The following is a 14,925-nucleotide window of genomic DNA, read 5'->3' as shown; positions in this document are numbered from 1 at the left end:
GCCACCCAGCAACCACGGGCCGGCCCGTGTCTGCGGCACCTGCTGAGTCGAGAAGTGGCGTCTGAGTCGGAAGGTTTCGACTCAGACGCCACTTCTCGACTCACTTTGACCCGCTGCGGGGCGACGGGCGCGCGCGGCCCGCCGGGGCAAGCACGCGGGCCGCGCTACTCGCGGATGACGTGCATCGCGCGCGCGGCATCCGTGATGCCGCCCGAGAGCGAGGGGTACACGCTCATCGCCGAGGCGAGCTGGTCGACCGTCAGGCGGTGCTCGACCGCGAGCGCGATCGGCAGGATGAGCTCGGAGGCCCGCGGCGCCACGACGACCCCGCCGATGACGGTGCCCGAGGTGCGCGAGGCGAATAGCTTGATGAACCCCTCCTTGATGCCCTGCATCTTCGCGCGCGGGTTCGCGGCGAGCGGCAGCTTGAAGACGGTGCCGCGGGCGACCCCGTCCTCGACGTCCTTCTGCGAGAACCCGACGGTCGCGATCTCGGGGTGCGTGAAGATGTTGGATGTCACGTTCCGGCGCTCGACCGGGTCGACCGCGTCGCCCATCGCGTGGTACACCGCGGTGCGGCCCTGCATCGACGCGACCGACGCGAGCGGCAGGAAGTCGCTGCAGTCGCCGACGGCGTAGATCGACGGGATCGACGTGCGGGCGACCCGGTTCACGCGGATGTGCCCGCTCTCGGCCAGCTGCACCCCCGCCTCCTCGAGTCCGAGCCCGGCGGTGTTCGGCACGGCGCCGACCGCCATGAGGCAGTGCGAGCCCTCGACGACACGGCCGTCGGCGAGGGTGACGCGCACGCCCGCGCCCGTGTTCTCGACCGACTGCGCGCGCGCCTTGGAGAGCAGCTCCATGCCCGAGCGGAGGAACACCTTCTCGATGAGGGCCGCGGCATCGGCATCCTCGCCCGGGAGCACCTGGTCGCGGGAGGAGACGAGCGTGACGCGCGCGCCCAGCGAGCGATACGCGGAGGCGAACTCGGCCCCGGTGACGCCCGAGCCGACGACGATGAGGTGCTCGGGGACGTCCTCGAGCCCGTAGAGCTGCTTCCAGGTGAGGATGCGCTCGCCGTCGGGCTTCGCGGTGGGCAGCTCGCGCGGCGAGGCGCCCACGGCGACGATGATCGTGTCGGCCTCGCACTCGTCGAAGTCGACGCGCTTGCGCCCGCTGCCGGTCGAGACGACGACCCGGCCCGGCCCGTCGAGGCGGCCGTCGCCGGTGAGGATGCGGACGCCGGCGCGCTCGAGCTGCTCGTGCATGTCCTGCGACTGCTGGGCGGCGAGCCGCAGGAGCCGGTGGTTGACGGCGGTGAGGTTGACGGCGATCTCGGGCTTGACGGCGCGACCGCGTTCGCCGCGGGCGAAGAACTGCACCCCGACCTCGCCGGCCTCCATGATGGCCTCGGCCGCCTCGGCGGTCGCGATGAGGGTCTTCGAGGGCACGACATCCGTGAGCACCGCCGACCCGCCGACGCCGGACCGCTCGATGAGGGTCACCTCCGCGCCGAGCTGGCGCCCGGCGAGGGCCGCCTCGTAGCCGCCGGGTCCGCCGCCGATGATGACGATGCGCTGGGTCCGTTCGAATGTTGTCGACACGCCCTCCAGTCTTCCACTCCGCCCGCGAACCCCCCAACGGATGCCCGTCCCGCCCGGGCGCGGATGCGCACCTCTCTGCGCGGTCGCGCACCAGGCCCCCTCACTACGATGTTCGTCATGTCCGATGACGCACCGCACCCGCTCGACGACCCGAACGCCGACCCCTTCGCGATCGCCGCCGAGGCCGCCGCGCAGATCGCCGAGAGGACGGGCGTCGCGAGCCACGACATCGCCCTCACGCTCGGCTCGGGCTGGGCGAAGGCCGCCGACCTCATCGGCGAGACGACGGCCGAGATCCCCGCGACCGACATCGTCGGCTTCTCGAAGCCGGCGCTGACCGGGCACGTCGGCACGCTGCGCAGCATCCTCACCCCGAGCGGGAAGCGCGCCCTCGTGATCGGCGCGCGCACCCACTACTACGAGGGCCACGGCGTGCGCCGGGTCGTGCACTCGGTGCGCACGGCCGCCGCGGCCGGCGCGCAGACCATGATCCTGACCAACGGCGCCGGCGGCATCAAGGAGCACTGGAGCCCGGGCACACCGGTCCTCATCAGCGACCACCTCAACCTCACCGCGGACTCGCCGCTCGAGGGCGCGACCTTCATCGACCTGACGGACCTCTACAGCGCGCGCCTGCGCGGCCTCGCCCGCGAGATCGAGCCGGGGCTCGACGAAGGCGTGTACGTGCAGTTCCGCGGCCCGCACTACGAGACGCCCGCCGAGGTGCAGATGGCGAGGACGATGGGCGGCCACATCGTCGGCATGTCGACCGCGCTCGAGGCGATCGCCGCCCGCCAGGCGGGCATGGAGATCCTCGGCATGTCGCTCATCACGAACCTCGCCGCCGGCATCAGCCCCGAGCCGCTCAGCCACGCCGAGGTGATCCAGGCCGGCAAGGACGCCGAGTCGGTCATCAGCGGCCTCCTCGCCCGCATCGTCGCGGCGCTCTAGGCGGCACGACGGCGCGCCGGGCATCCGCCCGAACCGTACGCTCTCATCGCACCCGTTCGCAGATCGGAGACCCCATGACGACGCTCGACGCCGCGAAGGCCTGGCGCGACCAGGACCCGGACCCGGTCACGCGGGCAGAGCTCGACGCGATCATCGCGGATGCCGAGGCCGGCATCGCGACGGCCGTCGCGGCCCTGCACGAGCGCTTCGACGCGCGGCTCGCGTTCGGCACCGCCGGGCTGCGCGGCGAGCTCGGCGCGGGCTCGAACCGCATGAACCGCGTGCTCGTGACGCAGGCCGCCGCGGGGCTCGCCCGTTTCCTGGTCGGACGCGAGAGCCACCCGAGCATCGTCATCGGCTACGACGGCCGCGTGAACTCCGACGTCTTCGCGCGCGACACCGCCGAGATCATGGCGGGCGCGGGCGTGCGGGCGATCCTCCTGCCGCGGCTGCTGCCGACGCCCGTGCTCGCGTTCGCGGTGCGGCACCTCGGCGTGAGCGCCGGCGTCATGGTGACGGCGAGCCACAACCCGCCGCGCGACAACGGCTACAAGGTGTACCTCGGCGGCCGCGACCACGGCTCGCAGATCGTCGCCCCGGTCGACGCCGAGATCCACGAGGCCATCATCGAGGTCGCGTCGACGACGTCGATCGATCAGCTGCCGCGCTCGACCGATTTCGAGGTCGCAGGCGAGGACGTGATCGACGCCTACGTCGCCGCGACCGCCGCGCTCGCCCCGCACGGCGAGGGCGCCGCTGCGCGCGTGCCCGTGCCATTCGTCTACACGGCGATGCACGGCGTCGGGTGGGAGGTCGCGCAGCGCGTCTTCCGCGAGGCCGGCTTCGCCGAGCCGACCGTCGTCGCCGAGCAGATCGCGCCCGACGGCGCCTTCCCCACGGTCGCCTTCCCGAACCCGGAGGAGCCGGGCGCGATGGACCTGTCGTACGCGACGGCCACCCGCGCCGGAGCGCGGCTCATCATCGCCAACGACCCCGACGCCGACCGGCTCGCCGTCGCGGTGCCCGATGCGGACGCCGCGGAGGGCTGGCGCCGCCTGAGCGGCAACGAGGTGGGGGCGCTCCTCGGCTGGCGGGCCGCCGAGCGGATCACCCGCGAGGGCCGCATGGCGAAGCTCGCCGCCTCGATCGTGTCCTCCCCCGCCCTGTCGGAGGTCGCGAAGGCGTACGGCCTGAGCTACAGCGACACCCTCACGGGCTTCAAGTGGGTCTCCCGCGTGGGCGGGCTCGCGTACGGCTACGAGGAGGCCCTCGGGTACCTCGTCGACCCCGAGAAGGTCCGCGACAAGGACGGCATCTCGGCCGCCGTCGACCTCCTCGCCCTCGTGGGCGAGCTCGCGGCGGAGGGGCGCACGCTCGCCGACCACCAGCGCGCGTTCGACGAGCGCTTCGGCGCGTTCGCGAGCGCGCAGGTCTCGCTGCGCGTCACCGAGCTCGCGCGCATCCCCGCGATCATGAGCGCGCTGCGGGATGCCCCGCCCGCCTCGATCAACGGAGTGCGGGTCTCGCAGGTCGACGACTTCATCCGCGGATTCGGCGTCTTCCCGCCCTCGGACATCCTGCGCTTCTGGATGGAGGGCGGCGCGCGCGTCATCGTGCGTCCGAGCGGCACCGAGCCGAAGGTGAAGGTGTACATCGACGCCTCGAGCACCGCAGGCGACGTCGACGAGCGGCGCGCGGCCGCCGAGGCCGAGGTGGCGGCGCTCGAGGAGGGCATGCGCGCGCTCATCGTCTAGCGGGCGCGTGCTTGACTGACGAGGTGAGCTCACCGACTCCCGCGCCGTTCGCGCCCGCCCGACCGCTCGCGCACGAGCCGCTTCTCGGCCGCGGAGTCGCGCGGGCGCTCGTGCTCGCGCTCGTCGTCGCGGCCCTGGGCCTCGGGGCCGGGGCCCTGGGCCGCCCCGAGCTCGCGGGCGTCCTGCGCACGGGCGGCATCCTGGTGGCGGCCGGCGCCCTCGTCCTCCTCCTGGCCCGCCGCGGGGATGATCGCCTCGAGCGCACCCCGGCGGTCAGCGCGATCGTGATGGCGGTCGCCGCCGGGCTCTCGGCCGTCGGCGTCATCTGGCTGCTGAACTCCGGCCCCGATCGGCCGATCGGCATCGTCGGGACGGTCGCGTCCGTCGGCATCGTGACGGCCGCCGCGTCGGCCGCGGCGTCGACCGCGGTGCTGATCCGGCCCCACGTCGAGGCGATGGCCGCCCACGTCTGGTCGGGCATCGCCGGCGCGGGCTTCGCGATCCCGTTCATGGCCGCGGGCGCGGCCCCCGAGCTCATCATGGCCGGCGCGGTGCTCATCGGCATCGCCGACCGCGCCGGGCACCGCCGCCGGGCCCGCGCCCTCGAGGCCCGTGAGCGCGCGATCGCCCTGGGCGCCGTCGACGGCGTCGACCCCCGCGACGCGCTCCGCTCGCGCGAGCGCGGTCCCGAGCTCGACCGCGACGCCCTCCGGCTCGCCCTCGCGCTCGGCTGCACCGCGATCGGAACGGTCGTCGTCGCGTGGGCGATCGGCATCGCCGTGGGCAGCGCGAGCGGCGCGGGCTCCGAGGGGGCCGGTGGCGGCCAGGGCTTCGCCGCCGCCTCGCTCGCCGCGATCCCCCTCGCCGTCCAGGCGGCCCTCCTGCGCGGCGCCGTCGCCCCCCTGCGCCGGTGGCTCGCGATCGGGGGCGGGATGCTCGGCGTCGCGTCCCTCGCCCTCCTGGTCGCCCCGCTCGAGCCGGTATTCCTCGCCGCCGTGGCCGCGCAGTCGGTCGCGATCGCCCTGCTCGCCGGCGCCCTCGCCCGCCACGGCTTCGGCGCCTCGACGGAGGGCGCCTGCCACGTGGCGATCGCGGGCGCGACCGCCTGGTGGCTCCTCATCGTCAGCACGGGCGGGCTGCTGCTCGCGTTCGCCGCGGTCGTGACCACCCTTCTGGCGCTCCGTCGCCGCGAGCGGCGCCGCGGTCGGCTCGCCGGGCAGGTCGGGCCGGGGCGTCCGGAGGTCGCTCGATGACCGGGCGGTCGACGCTCGGGCGCGGTCTCGTCCTCGCGGTGGTCGCCCTGGCGATGACCGCGATCGGCGGCTGGGGGCCGACGCTCCTCATCACCCTCGGCGCGCTCGATCCGGCCGACCAGGTCGCGACGCTGCGCGTGCTCCTCACCGGCAGCGCGGTCGCGCTGCTCGGGTTCGTCCCGCTCCTGCTCGCGGCGCTCGCGCTCGTCGGCCGGGCTCCGCAGCCCGGATGGCTGCTTCGCCTGGCGATCGCGATCCTGCTCGTCCGACCCGCGGTGGTCGTGCTCGAGGTCATCTCCTCGCCGGTCGCAGTCGTTCCTCAGCCGCTGACGCTGCCTCTGTTCCTCACCACCGCGGTCGCGGCGGGCCTGGCCGCGATCAGCGTCCTGCCCACCGCAGGGCCCGCTCGACGGCCGGAGCGCATCGCCGTCGTCGGCGTCGCGGTCGCCGCCCTCGTCGGCCTCGCGCTCTTCGGCTACACCGGCGCGATCGTGCCGATCGCCGCGGTCGGGCTCGTCATCGCGCTCGCGCTGCGCATCCGGCGCGAGCGCGAGCAGGCCGACCTCGACGCTCTCGACGACGACTGAGCGGCGAGCGGAGGGCCCTGCGCGACCTCAGCCGATCGCGACCTCGAGCTTGCAGGTCAGCTCCTCGGTGTCGAAGTAGTTCTCGATCACGACGACATCGGCGCGGGTCGGGCCGATCGCCTCGACGAACTCGGCGCTCGTGAGGATCACCTGCGCGTCGGCGGCCACGCGCGCCACCGACGCGATGTCGGCCGCCACGACGGTCGCCTCCAGGCCCAGGCGCTGCAGCACGCGCTCGGCGTTGACCTTGAGGATCCCGCTCGAGCCGATGCCGGCGCCGCAGATCGTCACGATCTTCACGCGCGCTCCGACCGCTGGAGGATGGCCCGCACGGCGTCGCGGGTGGGGGCATCCGCGACCGCGGCGATCGCGGCGGAGTCGTTGAAGGCGTTCGCGAGGGCCGCGACCGCCGCGAGGTGGGCATCCGGCGCCACACCGGCGAGGCCGATGACGACCCGCACCGGGTCGTTGTGGGCGTGGCCGAACTCGACCGGCTCGGCGAGCGTGACGACCGACAGCCCGTCGCACCGCACGGCGGCGCCGGGGCGCGCGTGGGCCAGCGCGAGGCCGGGCGCGATGACGATGTAGGGACCGTGGTCCTCGACCATGCGGATCATCGCGTCGGTGTACTCGCTCGTCGCGCAGCCGCTGTCGACGAGGGCGTCACCGGCGATGCGCACGGCCTCGCGCCAGTCGGCGGCGCGGGCGCGCAGCACGATGGCGCGGTCGGCGAGCGGAGGAAGCGTCATCCTGCGTGCTCACCCGCCAGTGCGGCCTCGAAGCCCTCGACGATCATCTCCGCGAGCTCGACCCTGTCCTCCACCGGCAGGAACGCGGCCTCGGCGGCGTTGAGCTGGAAGGCGAGGACGTCGTCGAGGCCGTAGCCGAACGCCTCGGTGACGAGCGCGAGCTCGCGGCTGAGGGTCGTGCCGCTCATGAGGCGGTTGTCGGTGTTGACGGTGACGCGGAAGCCCAGCTGGTAGAAGAGGTCGAGCGGGTGGTCGACGAGCTCGTCGCCCCACTGCGCGATCGCGCCGGTCTGCAGGTTCGAGCTCGGGCTCGTCTCGAGGGCGATCCCGCGGTCCTTCACCCACTCGGCGAGCGTGCCGAGACGGGCGAAGGTCGACTCGCCCTCGGTGGTGATCTCGATGTCCTCCGCGAGGCGCACGCCGTGGCCGAGGCGCAGCGCGCGGCCGTCGAGGAGGGCGCCGCGGATCGACTCGAGCCCGTCGGCCTCGCCGGCGTGCACCGTCGCCGGGAAGAAGCTCGCCGCGAGGTGGTCGAACGCCTCGCGCATCCGGCTGGGCGGGAAGCCCGCCTCGGCGCCGGCGATGTCGAATCCGACGACCCCGCGGTCGCGGTGGCGCACGGCGAGCTCGGCGATCTCGAGGCCGCGGTCGGCGTGACGCATGGCGCTCACGAGCTGTCCGACGCGGATGCGGCGGCCGAGCGAGCGCGCCTCCGCGACGCCCGCATCGAGGCCCGCCTGAACCGCCTCCACCGTCTCGTCGAGGCTCAGCCCGCGCGTCAGGTGCTGCTCGGGGGCCCAGCGGATCTCGCCCCACACGACGCCGTCCGCCGCGAGGTCGAGCACGGCCTCGCGAGCGACGCGCTCGAGGCCCTCGCGCGACTGCATGACGGCCGTGGTGATGTCGAAGGTCCTCAGGTACTCCACGAGCGAGCCGGAGTTGCTCTTCTCGGCGAACCACGCGGCGAGCTCTGCGGCGTCGGTCGTGGGCAGCTCGACGCCCGCCTCGACGGCCAGCTCGATGATCGTCTGCGGGCGCAGACCGCCGTCGAGGTGATCGTGCAGCGACACCTTCGGCAGGGCCTCGAGCACCGTGTCGGTGCCGGGCATGAGGGTCGTGGTCGTCGCCGTCGTCATGCCTCAAACCTACCGGTTCGTTACCGTGTCGTGACCCGCTCGACGGGCCATAGGCTCGGCTCATGCCCGAGAAGATCATCCTCGACTGCGACCCCGGCCACGACGATGCTGTGGCGATGCTGCTCGCCCACGGCTCGCCCGAGATCGAGCTGCTCGCGGTCACGACCGTCATGGGCAATCAGACGATCGAGAAGGTCACGCGCAACGCGCTCGCCGTGGCGCGCGTCGCCGGCATCACCGAGGTGCCGTTCGCGAAGGGCGCGCACCGCCCGCTCGTGCGCGCCATCGAGACGGCCCCGAGCATCCACGGCGAATCGGGGCTCGACGGCCCCGTGCTGCCGGAGCCGGCGATCGAGCTGGATGCCCGGCACGCCGTCGACCTCATCATCGACACCGTCATGGCTCACGAGCCCGGGACGGTGACGCTCGTGCCGACCGGCGCCCTCACGAACATCGCCCTCGCGGTGCGCACGGAGCCTCGGATCGCGGAGCGCGTCAAGCAGGTCGTGCTCATGGGCGGGGGCGTCCACGTCGGGAACTGGAGCGCGGTGAGCGAGTTCAACATCGTCATCGACCCCGAGGCCGCGCACATCGTGTTCAACGAGCCGTGGCCGCTCGTCATGGTCGGGCTCGACGCCACCCACCAGGCGCTCGCGACGCCCGAGGTCGCCGCGCGCATCGCCGCCGTCGGCACCGGGCCCGCGCGGTTCGTCGGGGAGCTGCTGGAGTTCTTCGGGCACACCTACAAGGACGCCCAGGGGTTCGACCACCCGCCGGTGCACGACCCCTGCGCCGTCGCGTACGTCATCGACCCGACGATCATGGAGACGGTTCGGGCGCCGCTCGACGTCGAGCTCACCGGCGCGCTCACGGTCGGCATGACCGTGGCCGACCTGCGCGCGCCCGCCCCCGCCGACTGCAGCACGTCCGTCGCGATGAACCTCGACAACGAGCGGTTCTGGGGGCTCGTGGTGGACGCGCTCGAGCGCATCGGCGCGGTCGACCTCTAGTCGACGACCCCCGCGACGAGCGGCCCGCCCGTGACGACCTCGTCGCCCGCGTCGCCGATGCGGTAGCCGCCCTCGAGCGCCTCGAGCGCGCGGTCGAAGCGCGCGGCGTCGTTGGTGTGCATCGTGAACAGCGGCTGGCCCTTCGTGACGGCGTCGCCGGGCTTCGCGTGCAGGTCGATGCCCGCGGCGTGGTCGACCGGGTCCTCCTTGCGCGCGCGGCCCGCGCCGAGTCGCCAGGCAGCGATGCCGAAGGGCAGCGCATGCTGCTCGACGAGCACGCCGTCGCGGTCGGCGGTGACGACGTGGTGCTCGGCCGCCTCGGCCATGGGCGCCTCGGGGTCGCCGCCCTGCGCGCGGATCATCGCGTTCCAGGTGTCCATCGCCTGACCCGTCTGCAGGGCGCCCTCGACGTCGGCGTCGGTGATGCCGGCGAGCTCGAGCATGTGGCGGGCGAGCGTGACGGTGAGCTCGACGACGTCGGCAGGACCGCCTCCCGCGAGCACCTCGACCGACTCGCGCACCTCGTTGGCGTTGCCGATCGCGAGGCCCAGCGGCACGTTCATGTTGGTGAGCACCGCACGGGTGGCGACCCCGGCATCCTCGCCCAGTCGCACCATGACCTTCGCCAGCTCGCGCGACTGCTCGATGTCCTTCAGGAAGGCGCCGGAGCCGAACTTCACATCGAGCACGAGCGCGGCCGTGCCCTCCGCGATCTTCTTCGACATGATCGACGAGGCGATGAGCGGGATGCACTCGACGGTGCCCGTGATGTCGCGCAGGGCGTAGAGCTTGCCGTCGGCGGGCGCGAGGCCCGAGCCGGCAGCGCACACGACGGCGCCCGCGCTCTCGAGCTGCGCCATCATCTCGTCGACGGTGACGTTCGCGCGCCAGCCCGGGATGCTCTCGAGCTTGTCGAGCGTTCCCCCCGTGTGACCCAGCCCGCGACCGCTGAGCTGCGGTACCGCGACGCCGAACGAGGCGACGAGCGGCGCGAGCGGCAGCGTGATCTTGTCGCCGACCCCACCGGTCGAGTGCTTGTCGGTGGTCTTCTTCGAGAGCCCGGAGAAGTCGAGGCGCGTGCCCGTGGCGACCATCGCGAGGGTCATGTCGCGCACCTCCTCGCGCGTCATGCCGTTGAGGAAGATGGCCATGGTCATGGCCGACATCTGCTCGTCGGCGACGTAGCCGCGCGTGTAGGCGTCGATCATCCACCGGATCTGCTCGGTGGTGAGGGCGCCCTTGTCCCGCTTGGTGCGGATCAGGTCGACGACGTCGAACGGCTCGATGCTCATGAGCGGAACTCCTCCAGGGTGCGCGGGCCGAACGCGTCGGGCAGCACCTCATCGATGGTCTTGATGCCCGACACGGTCTCGAGCAGCATGCCCTCGGCCGAGTGCTCGAACAGCAGCTGGCGGCAGCGGCCGCAGGGCATGAGGGCTCCGCCGTTCCCGTCGACGCACGTGAACGCGACGAGCTTGCCGCCGCCGGTCATGTGGAGCGTGGAGACGAGCGTGCACTCGGCGCACAGCGTGAGGCCGTAGGACGCGTTCTCGACGTTGCAGCCGGAGATGACGCGACCGTCATCGACGATCGCGGCGACGCCGACGGGGAACTTCGAGTACGGCACGTAGGCCTTGGCCATCGCCTCGAGCGCGACGGCGCGGAGCGCGTCCCAGTCGAAGGCGTCGGCCGCGGGCGCGGGCGATGCGGTCATGTTCTGGCTCTCTCCTGCTCAGGCCTTCATGTACGGCTTGCCGGACGCGGCGGGGGGCCGCGAGACGCCGACGAAGCCGGCGACCGCGACGATCGTCACGACGTACGGGAGCATGAGCATGAACTCGCTCGGCACGGGCGAGCCCACGATCGACAGGGTCGACTGCAGGTTCGTGGCGAAGCCGAAGAGCAGGGCGGCGAGGGTCGCGCGGATCGGGTCCCAGCGGCCGAAGATCACCGCGGCGAGCGCGATGAAGCCGGCGCCGTTGGTCATGTCCTTGCCGAACGAGCCGACCGCGGCGAGCGTGAAGAACGCGCCGCCGCCGCCGACGATGGCGCCGGCGAGCAGGACGTTCCAGAATCGCGTCGCCCGCACGTTGATGCCGACCGTGTCGGCCGCGGTCGGGTGCTCGCCGACGGAGCGGAGGCGCAGGCCCCAGCGCGTCTTGAAGAGTCCGAACCAGACGAGGAAGATCGCGAGGTACATCAGGTAGACGATGACCGTCTGGCGGAACAGGATCGGCCCGAGGACGGGGATCTCGCTCAGCAGTGGGATGGCGATGCGCTCGAACTTCTCGGGCGAGTTGAACGTCTCGGCGTTCGGCACCATGACGGTCGAGTACAGGAAGCTCGTGAGGCCCAGCACGAGGACGTTGAGCACGACGCCGACGATGACCTGGTCGACGAAGTACTTGATCGCGAACGCGGCGAGCACGAAGGAGACGAGCGCGCCGGCGACCATCGCGCCGAGGAGCCCGACGTAGGGGCTGCCCGTGAGCGTGCCGAGCATCGCGGCCATGAAGGCGCCGCCGAGCAGCTGGCCCTCGATCGCGATGTTGACGACGCCCACGCGCTCGGAGATCACGCCGCCGAGCGAGCCGAAGATGAGCGGGGTGCTCACGGTCAGCGCTCCGGCGAGGAGGCCGATCATCGGCACGGTCGCTCCGGCGGCCGCCCAGGTGAGGAACCCGACGAGGAAGAGCACGGCGAAGATCGTCGTGAGCCACAGCGGGACCCGGACCGCCGCCCGCGCGAGCAGGAAGGCGCCGATCGTCGCGGCGACCATGAGGATCACGACGACGATCGTGGTCTCGGCGAGGCCGAGCGTGAGCGGCGGCAGCTGGATGGCGTCCCGCGCCTCCGAGAGCCGGTAGATCGTCGTCGGGTTGCCGCCGTCGAGGTCGGGGCGACCGACGATGAAGAACAGCAGGATCGCGATGACGGTGAAGATCGCGAAGGCGATGGGCGCCTTCCAGCTCCTCACGACGATGGGGGATGCCCCACCGGGCGTCGTCGCCGCGGACGCGGTGGTCGCGGGTGCAGCGGTCACTTCGACACCTCCGCCTTGCGGGCGATCACGGGCTTGCGCCACTGGAAGCTGCCGTCGGGCGTCGGCAGTCGGAAGATGGCCCGGACGAGCGGCGGCGCGGCGATGAAGAGCACGATGAAGCTCTGCACGACGAGCACGATGTCGACGGGGATGCCCTCGGCGCTCTGCATCGTGAACGAGCCCGCTTTGAGCGCCCCGAACAGGATGCCCGCGAAGAACACGCCCCACGGCTTCGAGCGCCCGAGGAGCGCGACGGTGATCGCATCGAACCCGATGCCGGCGTCGAGCCCGGCCGCGAATCCGCCGGTGAAGTTGCCGAGCACCTGCTGCACCCCCGCGAGACCGACGAGGGCGCCCGCGATGAGCATCACCTTCACGTAGACGCTCTTGACGTTGATGCCCGCGACCTGCGCGGCGTGCGGGTTCTCGCCGACGGCGCGGAACTGGAATCCCATCGCCGAGCGGTTGAGCAGGTACCAGACGTAGATCGTCGCGACGATCACGAGGATGAAGCCGATGTCGAGGTTGTACTGCGGGCCCAGCAGGCTCGGGTACTGCGCCGACTCGAGCATGGGGCCCGACTTCGGGTTGTTCTGGCCGGGCGCCTGGAGCGCGCCCGGGGTGCGCAGCAGGAAGGACACGAGGTAGAACGCGATGTAGTTGAGCATGATCGTCACGATCACCTCGTGCGCGCCGGTGCGGGCCTTCAGGAGACCGACGATGCCGCCCCAGAGGGCGCCGCCGATGATGCCGACGATGAGCGCGACCACGAGGTGGATGACCGGCGGGAGCGGCACGTATGCGCCGACGTAGCCGGCCGCCGCCGCCGCGATGAGCATCTGGCCGCGGCCGCCGATGTTGAACAGGCCGACGCGGAACGCGAGCGCGACGCCCAGACCCGCCGCGATGAGCGGGGTAGCGAAGGTGAGGGTCTCCAGCAGCGGGCGGATGGCGATCGCGAACCCGCGATCGGTCTCGTAGTTGAAGATCGAGCCGCGGAAGAGCGCGGTGTACGCGCCGCTCACCGCCTGCCAGGCGGCGCCGAGGGTGTCGGAGGGGCGGGAGAAGAAGTACCCGGAGGTCTCGGCGACCCGCTCATCGGTCAGGATCACGAGGATCCCGCCCGCGATGAGCGCGAGCACCACGGCGAGGACGGAGATCGCGGCGGAGCCGCCGAGGATCTCCTTCATGATCTGGTTGGACCGCGGTGCGGCGGGCGTCTCGGGCGCGCTCGCCGGGGTCGCGGGGCTGGTCGTCGTGCTCATGCGGCCACCTCCGCCGGCGTCTCGCCGGCCATCATCAGTCCGAGGACGCTGCGGGGGGTATCGCCCGGCACGATGCCGACGATGCGCCCGCGGTACATGACCGCGATGCGGTCGGCGAGCGCGACGACCTCGTCGAGCTCGGTCGAGACGACGATGACGGGAACCCCGGCGTCGCGCGTCTCGACGATGCGCTTGTGGACGAACTCGATCGACCCGACGTCGAGCCCACGGGTGGGCTGCGCCGCGATGAAGAGGCGCAGCTCGCGACTGAGCTCGCGAGCGAGGACGACCTTCTGCTGGTTGCCGCCCGACAGGCGGCCCACGCGCGTCGTGATGCCCTGCGCGCGCACGTCGAACTCGCGCACCTTCTCGGCGGCGAACCGCGCGAGGTCGGCGAGCTGCAGCGTGCCCCGCTTCACGAACGGCTCACCGGTCGAGCGGTCGAGCATGAGGTTCTCGGCGATCGTCATCTCGCCGACGAGGCCGTCCTCCGTGCGGTCCTCCGGCACGAAGCCGACGCCCGCGTCGAGCACGCCGCGCGTGGAGCGGCCGATGAGCTCCTCGCCGTCGAGGGCGATCGAGCCGTGGACGCGGTGCTGGAGACCCATGATGGCCTCGGTGAGCTCGGTCTGCCCGTTGCCCTGGACACCGGCGATCGCGAGGATCTCGCCGCGGCGCAGCGTGAACGAGACGCCGTCGACCAGAAGCTGCCCGTTGTGGTCGGTGACCGTCAGGTCGCGCACGACGAGCGCGTCGTCGCCGGGGGCGGCCGGGTCCTTGTCGACGGTGAGGTCGACCGCACGACCGACCATGAGGGAGGCGAGCTCGGCGTTGGTCGCGGTGGGCGAGGCCTCGCCGACGACCTTCCCGAGGCGGATGACCGTGATGCGGTCGGCGACCTCGCGGACCTCGCGGAGCTTGTGGGTGATGAAGACGATCGACGTGCCCTCGTCGCGGAGCTGGCGCATGATGGCCATGAGCTCGTCGGTCTCCTGCGGCGTGAGCACGGCGGTGGGCTCGTCGAAGACGAGCACGTTCGCGTTGCGCGAGAGGGCCTTGATGATCTCGACCCGCTGCTGCACCCCGACGGGGAGGTCCTCGATGAGGGCGTCCGGGTCGATGTCGAAGCCGAACCGCGCCGAGATCTCGACGACCTTCGCGCGCGCCGCCTCGAGGTCGAGGAGGCCGCCGGGCTTCGTCGACTCGTTGCCGAGCATGACGTTCTCGGCCACCGTGAAGACGGGGATGAGCATGAAGTGCTGGTGCACCATGCCGATGCCGGCGTTCATCGCGTCGCCGGGGCCGGTGAAGCCCTGGACGACGTCGTCCAGGAGGATCTGACCCTCGTCGGCCTGGTACAGGCCGTAGAGCACGTTCATGAGGGTGGACTTCCCCGCACCGTTCTCGCCGAGCAGGCAGTGGATCTCGCCGGGCTCGACCACGAGGTCGATGTGGTCGTTGGCGACCAGGGCGCCGAAGCGCTTGGTGATGCCACGAAGCTCGAGTTTCATGCTCCGCGCCTTCCCGCGCCGTCGGGTGGAGTCGGCGCTGTCCGTGAGCTGGTGTCGGAGGA

Annotated in this window: 14 protein-coding genes; 5 read left to right on the top strand and 9 right to left on the bottom strand. The window is 72.3% G+C overall.

Annotated features, from left to right (window positions below):
- Nucleotides 1–164: 164 nt before the first annotated feature.
- On the bottom strand, nt 165–1,604 hold the full coding sequence (locus tag ASG83_RS07180) for an NAD(P)H-quinone dehydrogenase (RefSeq protein WP_055858660.1): 1,440 nt from the start codon (nt 1,602–1,604) through the stop codon (nt 165–167).
- A gap of 117 nt (nt 1,605–1,721) precedes the next feature.
- Here ASG83_RS07180 and ASG83_RS07175 point away from each other — a divergent pair, with 117 nt between their 5' ends.
- From ASG83_RS07175 to ASG83_RS07160, 4 genes are all read left to right on the top strand, one after another.
- A complete protein-coding gene (locus tag ASG83_RS07175; protein ID WP_055858657.1) occupies nt 1,722–2,555 on the top strand; it encodes a purine-nucleoside phosphorylase in 834 nt (277 codons plus the stop codon).
- A 74-nt stretch (nt 2,556–2,629) separates the two neighbouring features.
- Entirely contained in the window at nt 2,630–4,309 is a 1,680-nt protein-coding gene (locus ASG83_RS07170; protein ID WP_055858654.1) for a phospho-sugar mutase, read from the top strand.
- A gap of 23 nt (nt 4,310–4,332) precedes the next feature.
- Nucleotides 4,333–5,562, top strand: a complete 1,230-nt coding sequence (locus tag ASG83_RS07165; RefSeq protein ID WP_055858651.1) for a hypothetical protein — start codon at nt 4,333–4,335, stop codon at nt 5,560–5,562.
- Entirely contained in the window at nt 5,559–6,149 is a 591-nt protein-coding gene (locus ASG83_RS07160; protein ID WP_055858648.1) for a hypothetical protein, read from the top strand. Before ASG83_RS07165 ends, ASG83_RS07160 begins: the two co-directional genes overlap by 4 nt.
- Nucleotides 6,150–6,176: 27 nt before the next feature.
- Here the strand turns inward: ASG83_RS07160 and ASG83_RS07155 are convergent, their stop codons facing one another.
- Genes ASG83_RS07155 through ASG83_RS07145 form a run of 3 tightly spaced genes read right to left on the bottom strand, consistent with a single transcriptional unit; the run spans nt 6,177 to nt 8,034 of the window.
- A complete protein-coding gene (locus tag ASG83_RS07155; protein ID WP_055858645.1) occupies nt 6,177–6,449 on the bottom strand; it encodes a PTS sugar transporter subunit IIB in 273 nt (90 codons plus the stop codon).
- Nucleotides 6,446–6,898, bottom strand: coding sequence for a PTS sugar transporter subunit IIA (locus ASG83_RS07150; RefSeq protein ID WP_055858642.1), 453 nt, complete (start codon nt 6,896–6,898; stop codon nt 6,446–6,448). The genes ASG83_RS07155 and ASG83_RS07150 overlap by 4 nt, the downstream gene beginning before the upstream one ends.
- Nucleotides 6,895–8,034: an adenosine deaminase gene (locus tag ASG83_RS07145; RefSeq protein WP_055858638.1), complete on the bottom strand. Its 1,140-nt coding sequence runs from the start codon at nt 8,032–8,034 to the stop codon at nt 6,895–6,897. Before ASG83_RS07145 ends, ASG83_RS07150 begins: the two co-directional genes overlap by 4 nt.
- Before the next feature lie 62 nt (nt 8,035–8,096).
- Between ASG83_RS07145 and ASG83_RS07140 the strand changes: the two genes are divergently transcribed.
- A complete protein-coding gene (locus ASG83_RS07140; protein WP_055858635.1) occupies nt 8,097–9,044 on the top strand; it encodes a nucleoside hydrolase in 948 nt (315 codons plus the stop codon).
- Here ASG83_RS07140 and ASG83_RS07135 read toward each other — a convergent pair.
- From ASG83_RS07135 to ASG83_RS07115, 5 genes are read right to left on the bottom strand one after another with little or no spacing between them, the layout of a single operon-like run.
- On the bottom strand, nt 9,041–10,336 hold the full coding sequence (locus ASG83_RS07135; RefSeq protein ID WP_055858632.1) for a thymidine phosphorylase: 1,296 nt from the start codon (nt 10,334–10,336) through the stop codon (nt 9,041–9,043). The genes ASG83_RS07140 and ASG83_RS07135 overlap by 4 nt on opposite strands.
- The gene (locus ASG83_RS07130) at nt 10,333–10,758 is read right to left on the bottom strand and encodes a cytidine deaminase (RefSeq protein WP_055858628.1); all 426 of its coding nucleotides are present in this window, start codon (nt 10,756–10,758) and stop codon (nt 10,333–10,335) included. The genes ASG83_RS07135 and ASG83_RS07130 overlap by 4 nt, the downstream gene beginning before the upstream one ends.
- An 18-nt stretch (nt 10,759–10,776) precedes the next feature.
- The gene (locus ASG83_RS07125; RefSeq protein ID WP_055858626.1) at nt 10,777–12,087 is read right to left on the bottom strand and encodes an ABC transporter permease; all 1,311 of its coding nucleotides are present in this window, start codon (nt 12,085–12,087) and stop codon (nt 10,777–10,779) included.
- On the bottom strand, nt 12,084–13,352 hold the full coding sequence (locus ASG83_RS07120; protein WP_082514754.1) for an ABC transporter permease: 1,269 nt from the start codon (nt 13,350–13,352) through the stop codon (nt 12,084–12,086). The genes ASG83_RS07125 and ASG83_RS07120 overlap by 4 nt, the downstream gene beginning before the upstream one ends.
- Nucleotides 13,349–14,863: an ABC transporter ATP-binding protein gene (locus ASG83_RS07115; RefSeq protein WP_055858623.1), complete on the bottom strand. Its 1,515-nt coding sequence runs from the start codon at nt 14,861–14,863 to the stop codon at nt 13,349–13,351. The genes ASG83_RS07120 and ASG83_RS07115 overlap by 4 nt, the downstream gene beginning before the upstream one ends.
- Nucleotides 14,864–14,925 lie beyond the last annotated feature (62 nt).

This window comes from Yonghaparkia sp. Soil809 (assembly GCF_001429705.1).
GTDB lineage: Bacteria > Actinomycetota > Actinomycetes > Actinomycetales > Microbacteriaceae > Microcella.
This window is presented reverse-complemented; position numbering and strand designations above follow the sequence as displayed.

Excerpts from the sequence above, each read along its gene's own strand:
- ASG83_RS07140 (WP_055858635.1), top strand. The coding sequence starts at position 8,097 with ATGCCCGAGAAGATCATCCTCGACTGCGACCCCGGCCACGACGATGCT.
- ASG83_RS07145 (WP_055858638.1), bottom strand. The coding sequence starts at position 8,034 with ATGACGACGGCGACGACCACGACCCTCATGCCCGGCACCGACACGGTG.
- ASG83_RS07120 (WP_082514754.1), bottom strand. The coding sequence starts at position 13,352 with ATGAGCACGACGACCAGCCCCGCGACCCCGGCGAGCGCGCCCGAGACG.
- ASG83_RS07135 (WP_055858632.1), bottom strand. The coding sequence starts at position 10,336 with ATGAGCATCGAGCCGTTCGACGTCGTCGACCTGATCCGCACCAAGCGG.
- ASG83_RS07115 (WP_055858623.1), bottom strand. The coding sequence starts at position 14,863 with ATGAAACTCGAGCTTCGTGGCATCACCAAGCGCTTCGGCGCCCTGGTC.
- ASG83_RS07130 (WP_055858628.1), bottom strand. The coding sequence starts at position 10,758 with ATGACCGCATCGCCCGCGCCCGCGGCCGACGCCTTCGACTGGGACGCG.
- ASG83_RS07150 (WP_055858642.1), bottom strand. The coding sequence starts at position 6,898 with ATGACGCTTCCTCCGCTCGCCGACCGCGCCATCGTGCTGCGCGCCCGC.
- ASG83_RS07175 (WP_055858657.1), top strand. The coding sequence starts at position 1,722 with ATGTCCGATGACGCACCGCACCCGCTCGACGACCCGAACGCCGACCCC.
- ASG83_RS07170 (WP_055858654.1), top strand. The coding sequence starts at position 2,630 with ATGACGACGCTCGACGCCGCGAAGGCCTGGCGCGACCAGGACCCGGAC.
- ASG83_RS07160 (WP_055858648.1), top strand. The coding sequence starts at position 5,559 with ATGACCGGGCGGTCGACGCTCGGGCGCGGTCTCGTCCTCGCGGTGGTC.